Here is a 14,863-nt window from a genome sequence, read left to right on the forward strand (position 1 = left end):
CCTCACCGGGGACGTGACATGCATCACAGGATGGCTAAAAAATGCCCTTGTAGCCCTGCCAGCCACCGGCGATCTTCACTCGGGCCCCGAACGACCCCTTGCCGTCACCGTCGTTGCGCCAGACGTTGCCGCTGCCGTCCCGCGAGACGAGGTCGGCCTTTCCGTCTCCGGTGATGTCCCCGGGACCGACGATGACGTCGTAGCCCGTGCCCCACTTCGCGAAGACCTTCACCCGGTCCTTCAGCAGCCCGTTGCCGAGGCCGTCGTAGCGCCACAGCGTCCCGGCCCTGTCCCGGACGAGGACGTCCCCGTGACCGTCGCCGTTCAGGTCACCGGCACCCACGATCTTCGTGTAACCGGTCCACGCCGAACGGATCTTCTTCCCGGCCGCGAGCGTCCCGTCGCTCTTCGCCGCGAAGACGAGGACGTCCCCGGTCGAGGTCTTCCGCGCCAGCAGATCGGGCCGCTTGTCGCCGGTCAGATCGCCGGGCGAGGTCAGCACGTCGTAGGCGTTCCAGCCCGTGCCGAGCTTCGTGTACGGCATCGAAGTCGCCGGCGCCAGACCGCACTTGACCTTGTAGCCGCGCAGCGAACCGTCGCTCATCCGCACCAGCACGTCATTGCACCGGTCGCCGTTCAAATCCCCGAACGGCACCGCGACCGCCTTGGTCGACCAGCCGCTGCCCGAGACCTTCCCGGAGAAGGTGCCCTTGCCCGTGCCCTGCTGGAAGGTCAGCGTGCCCGCGGAGTTGAGGGTGAGCAGGTCGCCCACGCCGTCCGGCAGCCCCTCGGAGCCGGCGTGGTCGTGCCGGACCGGGTCGCCGTGCAGCAACCGGACCGTGCCACGCACCTCCAGCGGCGCGCCCGTGCCGTCGGCGGGCGTGACCGCGAGCGTCCAGTCGTACGAGCCGCTCGGCAGGAACGCGTCACCGGTCCGCGCCGGGTCGTCCCCGTCCCACCCGACGCTCAGCTCACCGCGCGCCGCACCGCCGGTGCTCGTGTCGACGACCTGGCCCGCCTTGTTCCGCACCGTCAGCTTCCAGCCCGCCGAGGGCTTGGACAGCAGCACGGTGGTCAAGGTGTCCGACGGGGTGTCGATCCCGTGCGCCTCGACGAACGTGGCACTCCGCGCGGGCCCGAGCAGCCGCAGCGGCTGCTGGGCCACTCCGGACGGTACGAGGTGGACGCGCTGCTGGTCGTCGACATAGGCGGCGTTGGCACCGGCCCTGTCCACCGTCCACCGCACCTCGCGCTGCGAGTCACCGGTGTCGGGCAGGTCGCCGATGACCCGGCTCACCGGCGTGCCGCCCGCGACCGTGGTGAGCGTGAGCTTCCCGGCCTGCCTGTCGTGCGTGACCACGTATCCGTCGCCGAGTTTCGCCTCGTCCGCCGGGACGGGCACGGACTTCTTCGCCGTACGGTCGTAGACACCGGCCCGACCGTCGCAGGTCCAGTACAGGTAGCGGCCGAGCGCCTGAAGCCGGTCGGGCTTGCAGCCCGCGTCGGTAGTGACCGTGGAGGACTTCTTGGTCGACAGGTTCAGCGCCGTGACGGTGCCCGGGGTGGCCCCGGCCGTCCACAGCACGTCGCCGTCGAGTGCGCTGGCGCCCGACGCCTGGGCGACCGGTGCACCGTGGTCGTCCATCCGGTAGACGAACCGCGTGCCCGGGTCCGTGTACAGGACGTACCGCCCCGACACATCGAGGATGCGCCCGTCGAAGGGCACGCCCCGCTCCCAGAGGCCCCCGTCCTTCGGGCCGTTGACATGGAGCGCATACGACTCGACGCCACCGAAGTCCATCCAGGCGACCCGGCCGTCGGCGGTGCCGAAGATCTGCGAGCAGGCCACCTCCTTCTCCGAACAGGCGGCGATCTGCGGGGCGGACCCGGGGGTGAAGTCGGAACGCTCACCGAACTCGGGCGTTCCGGTGGCGGCGACGGTCCGCACATAGTCGTCGCGCCGCTCACCTCTGCTCGCGTCCACGACGACCAGGCGCCCCTGTTCGAGGGAGATGCCCTGGATCGCGGCCGGCGGCTTCGGCAGGGCCTTGATCCGCGTGACGACCGGGCGTCCGTCCGGGCCCGGCTGGATGCGCTGGACGCCCCAGTCGTCGGCGGCGGAGTCCGTGCGGCCGACGGCCACCGCGGTGCCGTCGGGGACGCCGGCCACGCGCGGGCTCGAACTGGGCAGCAGGGTCACCGTCGGCCCGCCCGCGATGGGCTTCGCGCGCACCGCATACCCCCCACTGGGCCGGTGGATCAGCCAGTCACCGACGACCGCGAGGTCCTGCGCGGGGTTGACGCCCCCGCCCTCCAGCGTGACCTCGGCCGGCGCGGCGGACAGGTCGGAGCGGGAGAAGACCTTGACGACGGGGTCGTTGATGTTGAACAGGACCACATGGTCGGCGGTGACCTGCGCCTTGAGGTAGGGCTCGGAGATCGGCGGCGTCACGCTCCGGACCTGTCCCGTGCGCCTGTCGACCATGACCCAGACATAGGGCCCGGAGGTGCCCGGCCGCCCCGCCAGGAACAACAGCCCGTCGGCGTCCGCGCTCCTGGGCTGCCCGATGACGTAGCCCTCCGGCACCCCGGTGACCGGCACGTCGCGCGTGCCGCCGTCGGCCTCCGGGATCAGCAGGTGCGTCTCCCGCAGGCGCGTCCCGGCCTCGTCGGTCCGGTCCCGGTAGGCGACCGCCAGGTCCTCATAAGCGGTGAGATACGTCAGACCCTCCGGCGTCCGCACCGTACGGGTCGTGCCGTCGGCCGCGTTCCACAGGTCGACCCGGCCGTCGGCGTAGCGGTACGCGAGCACATCGCCGCCGGCCGTGCCGTAGCCGGAGTACCCGGCCGGATGGACCACCTTCGCGGACCTGCCGTCCGCGTACCGCGTCCACACCAGGCCGTAGCCCTCCAGCGTGTGGAACACCCCCTGTGCTCCGGCACCGTTGTTCCCTGCGTAGACCGACCCGCCGTAGAGCGCACCGGAGGTGTACGTGCTGCGCAGCGTCGCCGGCACCACCGTCTCCTGCGGCACATCCGGGGCGGCGGCCGCCGGAAGCGACGGGCTCAGGCCGGCGGCCAGTACAGCGGTGGCCGCGACGAGGCGCAGGCGTACGAAGCCATGGCGTGGCAAGTGGGTCCTCCCCGGGAAGCAGGAGACGGTCCCAGCGCACTCACGGCGCCCAAGGCCCCCCGGCCTTCACATCCGTCTCACAAGTCGGCCGATCCTACAGCCACCGAACAGGCTTCCGGGTAAGGGGTTTCCGGCCCCCACTCCGACGAAAAACGCCGGGGTCCCACCGATAGACGGTGGGACCCCGGCGCGAAGTCACCTCACGCGGCGTCAGCCGTTGCGCTTCCAGCGCGGCTTGTCGTCGCGGCGGCCGAAGGACGAGCCGCCGGTGCCGGTGCCGGTGCCGCGGTGGTCGTCACGGCGGCCGTGCGGACGCTCGTGACCGCCGGAGCGGAAGCCGGGACGGTCGTCGCGGCGGTCGCGGTTGAACGGACGGTCGCTGCCACGGTGACCGCCACGCTCGTCACGACGCTCGAAGGGACGGCCGGCCGGACGGTCGTCGCGACGGAAGCCGCCACGGTCGCCGTCCCGACGCTCGAAGGAACGCCCGCCACGGTCACGGTCGAAGGAACGCCCACCACGGTCACCGTCGAACGAACGCCCAGCACGGTCACCGCGGTCGTCCCGGCGGAAGCCGCCACGGTCGCCGTCCCGACGCTCGAAGCCACGGTCACGGTCACGGTCGCGGTTGAACCCGCCCCGGTCGTCCCGACGCTCGAAGGAACGCCCACCACGGTCACCGCGGTCGTCGCGACGGAAGCCGCCACGGTCGCCGTCCCGACGCTCGAAGCCACGGTCACGGTCACGGTCGCGGTTGAACCCGCCCCGGTCGTCCCGACGCTCGAAGGAACGCCCACCACGGTCACGGTCGAAGGAACGCCCACCGCGGTCACGGTTGAACCCGCCCCGATCGCTCCGCTCGTCACGCCGCTCGCGACGCTCGTACGACGCCGGAGCCTGCTCCCGCTCGACATCCTGCGCCGCAGGCTGCTCGGGCACGACCACCTCGACACTCTCGGCGGCCTCGACCGCCGCGGCCTGGGCCTCGGCCACCGCGGCCTCCGGGTCCTCGCCGCGCTCGCGCGCCACGCGGGCGACGAGCCGGTCGGACTCCTCGCGCAGCTCCAGCGCACGCCGCTGCGCCCGCTCGAGCTGCTTGCTGAGGTGGGCGACCTCACGCTCGGCCTGCTGAGCGGCGTTGCCCGCCGACTCGGCCTGCACCTCGGTCATCGAACGGGCGCCGGTGATCTCGGCGACCTCCGGGTCGAACGCGGCACCGCCCTGGATGATGTGGCGCGAGGCGTCGACGCCCGCGTCCTCCATCAGCCGGAAGATCTGGCGGCGCTGGTGCGGCAGGGAGAGGGAGACGACCGTACCGGTGCGCCCCGCGCGGGCCGTACGGCCGGCACGGTGCAGGTAGTCCTTGTGGTCACCGGCCGGGTCGACGTTCAGGACGAGGTCGATGCCGTCGACGTGGATACCGCGCGCGGCGACATCCGTCGCGACGAGGACGTTGACGTAGCCGTCCTTGAAGTCGGCCAGCGTCCGGGTGCGCGCCCCCTGCGTCATGCCGCCGTGCAGCGCGTCGGCCTTCGCACCGGCGTCACGCAACTGCTCGGCGACGCGGTCGGCGCCGAGCTGGGTGCGCACGAAGATGATGGTGCGGCCCTTGCGGGAGGCGATCGCGGCGGTGACCGGCGCCTTGTCCTTGGGCTTCACGATCAGGATGTGGTGCGACATGGTCGTCACCGCGCCCTGGGCGGCGTCGACCTCGTGCAGGACCGGGTCCGTCAGGTACCGGTCGACGAGAGTCTTGATCTCGTTCTCCATGGTCGCGGAGAACAGCATCCGCTGACCGCCCGCCGGAACCTGGTCGAGCAGCTCGGTGACCTCGGGCAGGAAGCCCAGGTCGGACATCTGGTCGGCCTCGTCGAGCACGGCGACCTCGACGTCCTCGAGGGAGCAGGCACCGCGGTTGATGATGTCGCGCAGCCGGCCCGGGGTGGCGACCAGCACGTCGACGCCCCGCTCCAGGGCGTAGATCTGGTTGCCCATGGACGTGCCGCCGCAGACGACCTTCATCTTCAGGCCGAGCTGGTCGCCGTAGGGCTGCAGCGCGTCCGCGACCTGCATCGCGAGCTCACGGGTCGGGGTGAGGATGATGGCGCGCGGCTTGTGCTTCTCGGTACGGCCGCCGGACAGACGCGCCAGGGTCGGCAGACCGAACGACAGCGTCTTGCCGGAGCCGGTGCGACCGCGGCCCAGGATGTCCTTGCCGGCCAGGGCGTCCGGGATGGTCGCGGCCTGGATCGGGAAGGGGGTGGTCACGCCGTTCTGCGCGAGCTTGCGCACGACGCCCTCGGGCAGACCGAGATCCGCGAAGGTGATCTCGGGGGTGGTCGTCTCGTCGTTGTTCTCGCCGTTCTCGGGCACGACAACGTGATCAGTACTGGAAATGGACATGCGTAAGCGAAACCTTCCGGAGTCTCGTCGGCACGCGCCCGTCAACTCCGTGATTTCGCAATACGACCGCCTCAATGCGGTCAGCCACGGCAAGGGAGAGTACGCGCCACACGGCGCGCTCTGCGTTGGCGCCGGGCAAATGGGATCAAACGATCTACCACCATACGCACCCCCTGCCCCCCAAGGCAAACCGACCGAGGCCGGTGTAGGCAACGTCACTCACAACCACGCCGCCCGCGCCCCGAACCTCACGCCGGCGCCCCCGCGGCCGGCGCCGGCTCCCGCTGCCCGAGCTGCGGCCCGGTCTCCTCGTGCGCCGACGACGAGGGCTCGGCCTCCGTCGGGGTCGGCGTGACCGTCGTCGGCTCCTCCGTGGGCGTCGGCTCCGGTTCCACCGTACGGGTCGGCGTCGGTTCGGCCGTCCGGGTGGGCCCGGGCTTCTCGCTCTGCGCCGGCTTCTGCGGCCTGCCGCCCCCATCGGGCGCGGACGCGCTCACCTGCGCCGACGGCGAGGCCGAGGGGGACGCCGAATCCACGGCCCCCTTCTTGCCCTTGCCCTTGCCCTTCGCCTTGTCCGGTTTGCCGTCGTCGCCATGCGCGCCGTACCCGGATCCGCCCCCCGACACCGCCGTCCCCCCGTCGGGCGCCTCGCCACCGCGCTGCCCCGCGGAGTGCGACGGCTTCGCGCTCCCGCCGCCACCGTCGTCACCGACACTCATACAGCCGGCGGCAGCGGCGACGGCCACCACCGTGGCGGCCAGACGGACAGGTACGTACAAAGGGCGCACGGGGGCCACCTCCAGTGGCGGGCGAAGAAGTCAACCTGCCCAACTCCCGCCGCCCACAAGAGGACACGCGCCCCGCGGCACGGTCCGGCCACCCGCCCGATATGGCCCTCGCTCACCCGTAACCGAGTGCGTGCAACCGCTCGTCGTCGATCCCGAAGTGGTGCGCGATCTCGTGCACCACGGTCACCTCGGTCTCCTCGACGACCTCCTCCCGCGACTCGCACATCCGCAGCGTCGGCCCCCGGTAGATCGTGATCCGGTCCGGCAGCACCCCGGCGTACCACTCCCCGCGATCGGTGAGCGGAGTCCCCTCGTACAGCCCGAGCAGCTCGGGGTCGTCCGCGGGCGGTTCGTCCTCGACGAACACCGCGACGTTGTCCATCAGCCGTGTCAGCTCCGGCGGAATCCGGTCCAGCGACTCGGCGACCAGTTCCTCGAACTCCTCGCGCGTCATCTCCAGCACAGGACCATTGTCGGGTACGACCCGCCCGGGAAGGAGCCGCCAACGGCCCCGCATATCCACCCGTGCACTTGGGCATACGGGACCAATGGCCCGCGTCCCCGCCGCAGTCATGAAGGTTCTCGCCCACGTCCCCAGGGCCCCGCGCGCCCTCGCCCGCCGATACTCCACCCGCCGTCCACTGCCCACGCTGGAACTCGTCACCCAGCCCCACCCCTGGACACGCGCCCTGGGCCTGGTCACCGTGGTCCTCCTGGGCGCCTGGCTGGGCCTGCTGATCGTCGGCAACGTACGCGTCCCCGTCGGCCCCATGAACACCACGATGACGCTGCGCCCCTCCATCACCGGCGGCACGAAGATCAACGTCTCCCCGCTCGGCGCGCTCACCCTGGACAGCCACACCGCCCCCGTCCGGCTGGACGTCAACGTCGACCAGCTCGACCCCGATCGCGCCCAGGCCCTGGTCGACCACCCCGAACGGCTCTCCGGCCTCCAGGACGAGGTCGCCCAGGACGTCGCCCACGGCACCCGCGATCTCGCCGTGCGAAGCTGCGTGGCCGTCGTCACCGGCGCCGCGGCCCTCGGCCTCGCCGTCTACCGCCGCCCCCGCCGCGCCCTCGCCGCCGGCGGCATGGCCCTGACCCTTCTGGCCGCCTCGGGCGGCACGGCCTACGCGACCTGGAACCCCGAGTCCGTCCTGGAACCGAAGTTCTCCGGGCTGCTCTCCTCCGCCCCGTCCCTGGTCGGCAACGCACGCAGCATCGTCACCGAATTCGACGTCTACCAAAAGGAGTTGGCCCGCCTCGTCACCAACGTGACCAAGCTCTACGACGCCACCTCCACGCTCCCCGCCTACGCACCGGACCCGAGCACCATCCGCGTCCTGCACGTGTCCGACATCCACCTCAACCCGGCGAGCTGGAAGATCATCGCCTCGCTGGTGAGCCAGTACAAGATCAACGTGATCGTCGACTCGGGCGACACCATGGACCACGGCACGGCCGCCGAGAACGGCTTCCTCGACCCCATCGAGAACCTCGGCGCCCCCTACGTCTGGGTCCGCGGCAACCACGACTCCCGCCTGACCCAGCGCTACCTGGAAGACCTCAAGAACGTCCACGTCCTCGACGACGGCCAGGCCCGCACCATCGCCGGCCTGCGCTTCGCCGGCATCGGCGACCCCCAGTTCACCCCCGACCGCTCCCAGATCGCCGGCGGCGACGCGGCCAACGAACTCGCCGGCGCCCGCCTGGCCACATCCCTGCGCGACCAGCAGGCCGCCGGCACCCCCGTCGACGTGGCCATCGCCCACGAACCGGTGGCGGCCCGCCAGACGGACGGCGAGGTCCCGCTGGCCCTGGCCGGCCACCTCCACCACCAGGAGATGGAGGTCATGCGGTACGGCACCCGGCTGCGCCTTGAGGGCTCCACCGGCGGCAGCGGCCTGCGCGCGGTCGAGGGCAAGCATCCCGACCCCATCCAGACCTCGGTGCTCTACTTCGACCGCGAGACCCGCCGCCTCCAGGCCTGGGACGAGATCGAACTGGGCGGCCTGGGCCTGACCACCGCGGAGGTGCGGCGCAACCTGGTGGAGGAGAACCAGCCGGGCGCGACCGACTCCCCGACTCCCACCCCCAGCCCCGCCCCGTAAACCGTTTTGGCGATACCTCCCGCCATCCCATATGCTTCTCACGTCCCCGACGCGCTGAGAGGCGCCCAGGCGGGCCGATAGCCCTCATCGTCTAGCGGCCTAGGACGCCGCCCTTTCAAGGCGGTAGCACGGGTTCGAATCCCGTTGGGGGCACGCAGTACGGTGTGCGACACTGTCGTACGCAACGCAAGGTCCTGTGGAGCAGTTTGGAGTGCTCGCCACCCTGTCAAGGTGGAGGCCGCGGGTTCAAATCCCGTCAGGACCGCCAAGGCTTCGAAAGAAGCCTTGATGGCTGGGTAGCTCAGTTGGTACGAGCGATCGCCTGAAAAGCGATAGGTCGCCGGTTCGACCCCGGCCCCAGCCACGGACAGAACCCCCGTCGAGTGATCGACGGGGGTTCTTTCGTGCCCGGCCACACCCGCCACGGCCGCCCGCGGCAAAAGCGTTCGCCACGGATTTCGCCGGGATGAGATCCTGGACCCCGTATGTCTACGCACCCCGCCCCCGCCCTCGGCCACCTGGCCCCCCGCCTGAACGAGCTGTCGTTGCGTGACGCGCACCGGCTCGGTCGGCGGCTCGAAGGTGCTCGCAAGATCCGTAAGCCGCAGGCGCAGGCCGCCGTGCTCGCCGAGATCGAGGCGGAGATCGCCAAGGGCGAGGAGCGTATCGCCACCCGGCGCACCCGTCTGCCGGCCGTCACGTACCCCGAGCAGCTCCCGGTCAGCCAGAAGAAGGACGAGATCGCGGCCGCGATCCGCGATCACCAGGTCGTGATCGTCGCCGGTGAGACCGGGTCCGGTAAGACGACCCAGATCCCGAAGATCTGTCTTGAGCTCGGACGCGGGGTCAAGGGCATGATCGGGCACACGCAGCCGAGAAGGATCGCGGCCCGTACGGTCGCCGAGCGGGTGGCGGAGGAGCTGGACACCCCGCTCGGCGAGTCCGTGGGCTGGAAGGTGCGCTTCACCGACCAGGTGAATCCCGAAGGCACCTTCGTCAAGCTGATGACGGACGGCATCCTGCTCGCCGAGATCCAGACCGACCGCGAGCTGCGCGCCTACGACACGATCATCATCGACGAGGCCCACGAGCGGTCCCTCAACATCGACTTCCTGCTCGGGTATCTGGCGCAGTTGCTGCCGAAGCGGCCCGACCTCAAGGTCGTCATCACCTCGGCGACCATCGACCCCGAGCGGTTCTCGCGGCACTTCGGCGACGCCCCGATCGTCGAGGTCAGCGGGCGCACGTATCCGGTGGAGGTGCGCTACCGGCCGCTGCTGGAGGAGGACTCGGAGGATTCCGACCGCGACCAGATCACCGCGATCTGCGACGCCGTCGAGGAGCTTCAGGCCGAGGGCAAGGGCGACATCCTGGTCTTCCTCTCGGGGGAGCGGGAGATCAGGGACACCGCCGACGCCCTCGTGAAGAAGAACTACCGCTTCACCGAGGTCCTCCCCCTCTACGCCCGTCTCTCGCACGCCGAGCAGCATCGCGTCTTCCAGCCGCACACCGGCCGCAGGATCGTTCTGGCGACGAACGTCGCCGAGACCTCCCTGACGGTCCCCGGCATCAAGTACGTCATCGACCCCGGCTTCGCCCGGATCAGCAGGTACAGCCATCGCACCAAGGTGCAGCGGCTCCCCATCGAGCCGGTCTCCCAGGCCAGCGCCAACCAGCGCAAGGGCCGCTGCGGACGTACCAGCGACGGCATCTGCATCCGGCTGTACTCCGAGGACGACTTCGTCACCCGCCCGGAGTTCACGGACGCGGAAATCCTGCGTACGAACCTCGCCTCCGTCATCCTCCAGATGACCGCGGCCGGGCTCGGCGACATCGAGAAGTTCCCGTTCATCGACCCGCCGGACCACCGCAACATCCGTGACGGCGTCCAGCTCCTGCAGGAACTCGGCGCGATCGACCCGGCCGAGAAGGACGCGCGCAAGCGGCTGACGCAGACCGGCCGCAAGCTCGCCCAGTTGCCCGTCGACCCGCGCCTTGCCCGCATGGTCCTGGAGGCCGACAAGAACGGCTGTGTCCGTGAGGTCATGGTCATAGCGGCGGCGCTGTCCATCCAGGACCCCCGCGAGCGGCCGGCCGACAAGCAGGCGCAGGCCGACCAGCAGCACGCCCGCTTCAAGGACGAGACGAGCGACTTCCTCGCCTTCCTCAACCTGTGGCGCTACGTCCGTGAGCAGCAGCGCGAGCGGGGCTCGTCGTCGTTCCGCCGGATGTGCAAGCAGGAGTACCTGAACTTCCTGCGCATTCGCGAATGGCAGGACATCTACACGCAGTTGCGCACGGTCGCCAAGCAGATGGGCATCCACCTCAACGAGGACGACGCCCCCGACGACCGGGTCCACATCTCCCTCCTCGCCGGTCTGCTGTCCCACATCGGGATGAAGGACGTGAAGGAGTCCAAGGACTCGGGCCCCGGCGCGCGCAAGGAGGGCGGGCGCAACGAGTACATCGGTGCCCGCAACGCCAAGTTCGCGATCTTCCCGGGTTCGGCCCTGTTCAAGAAGCCCCCGCGTTTCGTGATGTCGGCCGAGCTCGTCGAGACCTCCCGTCTCTGGGCCCGCGTCAACGCGAAGATCGAGCCGGAGTGGGTCGAGCCGCTCGCCGAGCACCTGCTGAAGCGCACGTACTCCGAGCCGCACTGGGAGAAGGACCAGGCGGCGGTGATGGCGTACGAGAAGGTGACGCTGTACGGCGTCCCGATCGTCGCCCAGCGCAAGGTGAATTACGGCCGGATCGACCCGGAGGCCAGCCGCGAGCTGTTCATCCGCAACGCCCTGGTCGAGGGCGACTGGCGCACGCATCACAAGTTCTTCGCCGACAACCGCAGACTCCTCAGCGAGGTCGAGGAGCTGGAGCACCGGGCGCGGCGCCGGGACATCGTCGTGGACGACGAGACGCTGTTCGACTTCTACGACCAGCGGGTGCCCGAACACGTCGTCTCCGGTGCCCACTTCGACTCGTGGTGGAAGCGCAAGCGGCACGAGGAGCCGGAGTTCCTGGACTTCGAGCGCGAGATGCTCATCCGGGAGTCGGCGGAGGCGGTCACCAAGGCCGACTATCCCGACTCCTGGCGGCAGGGGCAGCTCAAGTTCCGGGTGACCTACCAGTTCGAGCCGGGTGCGGACGCGGACGGTGTGACGGTGCACGTCCCGCTGCAGGTGCTGAACCAGGTCACGGACGAGGGCTTCGACTGGCAGATCCCGGGTCTACGGGAGGAGCTGGTGACGGAGCTGATCCGTTCCCTGCCGAAGCCGATCCGCCGCAACTACGTGCCGGCGCCGAACTTCGCCAAGCGGTTCCTGGACACCGCGTCGTCCCCGGAGGGGCGCAATCAAGCACAGTCGCTGCAGGAACCGCTGACGGTGACCATGGCCCGTGAGCTGAAGCGCATGGTGGGCGTGCCCTTCGAGGCGGACGACTTCGACTGGTCGAGGGTCCCGGACCATCTGCGCATCACCTTCCGCATCGTCGACGAGCGGCGCCGCAAGCTGGCCGAGGACAAGGACCTGGAGGCCTTGAAGCTCCGGCTGAAGCCGAAGGCCCGCCAGGCCCTGTCCCAGGCCGCGGCGGCCACCGCCTCCCGCGAGGGCGGGGAGTCCCTGGAGCGCAAGGGCCTGACCGACTGGACCATCGGCACGCTCACCCGCGTCTTCGAGACCCGCCGTGCCGGCCAGCCGGTCAAGGCGTACCCGGCGCTGGTGGACGACGGCGACACGGTGTCGGTGCGCCTCTTCGACACCGAGGCCGAGCAGCAGCAGGCGATGTGGAAGGGCACCCGTCGGCTGATCCTGCGCAACATCCCGGTCAACCCGTCGAAGTTCGCGTCCGAGAAGCTGACGAACGCCCAGAAGCTCGCGCTGTCCGCCAACCCGCACGGCTCGATCCAGGCCCTGTTCGACGACTGCGCGATGGCGGCGGCGGACAAGCTGATCGGGGACTTCGGCGGGCCGGCGTGGGACGAGGAGTCGCACCGCAAGCTCTACGACAAGGTGCGCGCGGAGATCGTCGACACGACGGTCCGTGCGGTGGGCCAGGTGCAGCAGGTCCTCGCCGCGTGGCAGGCCGCCGAGCGCCGTCTGAAGGCCGTACGCAGCCCCGTGCTGCTGGCGAACCTCACGGACGTGCGGGGGCAGCTCGACGGCCTTGTGAAGCCCGGTTTCGTGACGGAGGCGGGCCTGCGCCGCCTGCCCGATCTGATGCGCTACCTGATCGCGGTGGACCGCCGGCTCCAGCAGATGCCGACGAACGTCCAGCGGGACACGACACGCATGGAGAAGATCCACGAGATGCGGGACGAGTACGCCTGGCTGCTGGAGCAGATGCCGCAGGGCCGTCCGGTCCCGCAGCAGGTCCTGGACGTGCGCTGGATGCTGGAGGAGCTCCGCGTCAGCTATTTCGCCCACGCGCTCGGCACGGCGTACCCGATCTCCGACAAGCGGATCGTGAAGGCGATCGACGCCCTGGCGCCGTAACGGACCGCGCACGCTGGGTGAGTTCGACCAGGGGGCTCGCGCTCCTGTACAGTCTCTTCTCGCAGCGCAACGCACGAATCGCGCAGCGAAATCTGGTCCTGTGGAGCAGTTTGGAGTGCTCGCCACCCTGTCAAGGTGGAGGCCGCGGGTTCAAATCCCGTCAGGACCGCAACAAAGAAGGGCCCGCATCCCGTGGTGGATGCGGGCCCTTCTCAATCCCCCCGCCTCGCCCACCCGCCACACTGTCAAGGTGGAGGCCGCGCCCGCGGCGCAGCCGCAATCGGGTACAGCAAATCCCGTCAGGACCGCAACAAAGAAGGGCCCGCATCCCGTGGTGGATGCGGGCCCTTCTCCATGCCCGGCGTCCCGCGACGGATGCGGGCCCTTCTTCATGCCCGTGAGCTGCGGGGTCTTCTCGTCTCCCGGTCGGGCCGGGCGCAGGCCTCCTTGACGGGGTCACATTCGGTCGGTACCCAGAAATCAGGACCCTTCCCCGCGTGGCCCCTGGAGGTGGCGTATGACGGCGACGGCTAGGCACGAGACGCGGGCGCTGCTCCGCGCGCACCTGTCGGCCGCCACCTCCTATCGACATCTCACGCGCCACTGCCCGATATGCCACCGGCTCCTGCGGCTCGCGATGGACTCCGGTACGCGGGCCTACCGGCCGGCTCCGGACGAGGTCATCGAGGACGAGGCCCCGTCCACGGCATGACCCTCGGCCTCGTCAACTGCCCTCCGGCCATGGGCCGCTGGAGTACGCGCTTCCCACTAGCGCACATAGGCCAGAGGCAACAAGCGCCGTGGCATGTGACGGGTGTCACCGTATAAGTTTCCTGGGGGGTAGCTCTTACACCTCCCCTACAACTGGTCAATTTAATATGTGCAATTGCACCAGCGTCCGCGCTGGTTTCGGGCCCCCGCCGACGTCCGCCCACCCCGCTCCGGGCGCACACGCAGCCCACACACGGTGAACACGCAGAGTGAGTCCACAGGAGATCCGACAGCCCTCCCCAGACTCCGACAAGCCCGCTCACAGGACGCGCAGCCGGCGCACACACCGCGCACAAAAAAGATCGCGCTGGACTCGGCGGAGTCCAGCGCGATCTACGACGCACCCTTGTTGCGTGCCTGAAGTGCTCTGTCGGCTGGGGCGTGGGCCCTGTTGGGGCAGAACCCGCGTCGCTTGGAGCTAGGGTTCGGGCGCTGCGGCGAGTTGGGGGAACCGCCGTTTTGCCCGGTTATGAAGCTGTTCAGGCCTCGCTGCGCTGCTGCGGGATACCCGCGAGCAGAGCGCGGACCTCAGCCTCGCGGTAACGGCGGTGACCGCCGAGCGTACGGATGGAAGTAAGCTTCCCGGCCTTCGCCCACCGCGTGACCGTCTTGGGGTCGACACGGAACATGGTGGCGACCTCAGCCGGGGTCAGCAGCGGCTCGGCATCAGGGGTGCGAGCGGTCATGAGCGGCCTCCTCGGGAGAACCGAACCTTCTCGGTTCTTTCCTCTAAATTCTGCACCTTGACCCGCGTTGCCCGAAATGGCGGACGCGAGTCGAGTCGGTTATAGGACGAACGGCTTGTCCTCGGCACTACAACTACACCATCTGTCCAGCCGCGTCGGCCAAACCGATGGAATTGCCCTCCCAGGTAGTCATCAGCGACGGATGCCGATGGACCATGCCATAGCGGACAGTCACGCCACTGTGACGATCAGTCACAGTGGCGTGCAGGAGTCCCAAGACCCCCCAAAGCGTGCAATGTCGAGATGGAGTCCTCCCCGGACTCCTTGTCCTATTTTGGCACGAGGGGGGGTTAGGGGCGCAAGAGCCGCGTACGTGCATTCCGTCACGCTTGCGGGTGTTGACACGACCTTGATGCATACGCCCGGATCGGGACCTACGTCCCTTGTTGACGAGGCATCAAGAACCTCAGAACGAGCACGA

The 14,863-nt window shown here is 69.7% G+C and carries 8 protein-coding genes and 4 tRNA genes; 7 read left to right on the forward strand and 5 right to left on the reverse strand.

Annotation, left to right across the window (positions count from 1 at the left end):
• Nucleotides 1-34: 34 nt before the first annotated feature.
• The 4 genes from ACZ69Q_RS42855 to ACZ69Q_RS42870 all read right to left on the reverse strand — a co-directional run bounded on the left by ACZ69Q_RS42855 (nucleotide 35) and on the right by ACZ69Q_RS42870 (nucleotide 6,787).
• Nucleotides 35-3,133 carry an FG-GAP repeat domain-containing protein gene (locus ACZ69Q_RS42855; RefSeq protein ID WP_471053679.1) on the reverse strand — a complete coding sequence of 1,033 codons (3,099 nt, stop codon included), beginning with the start codon at nucleotides 3,131-3,133 and terminating at the stop codon, nucleotides 35-37.
• 210 nt (nucleotides 3,134-3,343) lie between these two features.
• Entirely contained in the window at nucleotides 3,344-5,536 is a 2,193-nt protein-coding gene (locus ACZ69Q_RS42860; protein WP_471053682.1) for a DEAD/DEAH box helicase, read from the reverse strand.
• A 248-nt stretch (nucleotides 5,537-5,784) separates the two neighbouring features.
• A complete protein-coding gene (locus tag ACZ69Q_RS42865; RefSeq protein WP_471053685.1) occupies nucleotides 5,785-6,324 on the reverse strand; it encodes a hypothetical protein in 540 nt (179 codons plus the stop codon).
• Between the two features lie 112 nt (nucleotides 6,325-6,436).
• On the reverse strand, nucleotides 6,437-6,787 hold the full coding sequence (locus ACZ69Q_RS42870) for a metallopeptidase family protein (protein WP_471053689.1): 351 nt from the start codon (nucleotides 6,785-6,787) through the stop codon (nucleotides 6,437-6,439).
• An 85-nt stretch (nucleotides 6,788-6,872) separates the two neighbouring features.
• Between ACZ69Q_RS42870 and ACZ69Q_RS42875 the strand changes: the two genes are divergently transcribed.
• From ACZ69Q_RS42875 to ACZ69Q_RS42905, 7 genes are all read left to right on the forward strand, one after another.
• Nucleotides 6,873-8,435, forward strand: a complete 1,563-nt coding sequence (locus ACZ69Q_RS42875; protein ID WP_471053692.1) for a metallophosphoesterase family protein — start codon at nucleotides 6,873-6,875, stop codon at nucleotides 8,433-8,435.
• A gap of 80 nt (nucleotides 8,436-8,515) precedes the next feature.
• A tRNA-Glu gene (locus ACZ69Q_RS42880) sits at nucleotides 8,516-8,588 on the forward strand.
• A gap of 37 nt (nucleotides 8,589-8,625) precedes the next feature.
• Nucleotides 8,626-8,703 (forward strand) — tRNA-Asp (locus tag ACZ69Q_RS42885).
• 22 nt (nucleotides 8,704-8,725) lie between these two features.
• Nucleotides 8,726-8,799, forward strand: a tRNA-Phe gene (locus ACZ69Q_RS42890).
• Between the two features lie 121 nt (nucleotides 8,800-8,920).
• Nucleotides 8,921-12,925 (forward strand): ATP-dependent RNA helicase HrpA, encoded by a 4,005-nt coding sequence (gene hrpA / locus ACZ69Q_RS42895; protein WP_471053695.1) that lies wholly within the window; start codon nucleotides 8,921-8,923, stop codon nucleotides 12,923-12,925.
• A gap of 94 nt (nucleotides 12,926-13,019) precedes the next feature.
• Nucleotides 13,020-13,094, forward strand: a tRNA-Asp gene (locus ACZ69Q_RS42900).
• A 348-nt stretch (nucleotides 13,095-13,442) separates the two neighbouring features.
• On the forward strand, nucleotides 13,443-13,637 hold the full coding sequence (locus tag ACZ69Q_RS42905; RefSeq protein ID WP_471053698.1) for a DUF6274 family protein: 195 nt from the start codon (nucleotides 13,443-13,445) through the stop codon (nucleotides 13,635-13,637).
• A gap of 538 nt (nucleotides 13,638-14,175) precedes the next feature.
• Here ACZ69Q_RS42905 and bldC read toward each other — a convergent pair.
• Nucleotides 14,176-14,382, reverse strand: coding sequence for a developmental transcriptional regulator BldC (gene bldC, locus ACZ69Q_RS42910; protein WP_003949541.1), 207 nt, complete (start codon nucleotides 14,380-14,382; stop codon nucleotides 14,176-14,178).
• Nucleotides 14,383-14,863: the final 481 nt, after the last annotated feature.

The sequence above is a fragment of the Streptomyces sp. NPDC036764 genome, assembly GCF_055609385.1.

What these genes read in the sequence shown, in the direction of transcription:
- ACZ69Q_RS42875 (WP_471053692.1), top strand. Translation starts at nt 6,873, where the DNA reads ATGGCCCGCGTCCCCGCCGCAGTCATGAAGGTTCTCGCCCACGTCCCC.
- ACZ69Q_RS42860 (WP_471053682.1), bottom strand. Translation starts at nt 5,536, where the DNA reads ATGTCCATTTCCAGTACTGATCACGTTGTCGTGCCCGAGAACGGCGAG.
- ACZ69Q_RS42905 (WP_471053698.1), top strand. Translation starts at nt 13,443, where the DNA reads ATGACGGCGACGGCTAGGCACGAGACGCGGGCGCTGCTCCGCGCGCAC.
- bldC (WP_003949541.1), bottom strand. Translation starts at nt 14,382, where the DNA reads ATGACCGCTCGCACCCCTGATGCCGAGCCGCTGCTGACCCCGGCTGAG.
- hrpA (WP_471053695.1), top strand. Translation starts at nt 8,921, where the DNA reads ATGTCTACGCACCCCGCCCCCGCCCTCGGCCACCTGGCCCCCCGCCTG.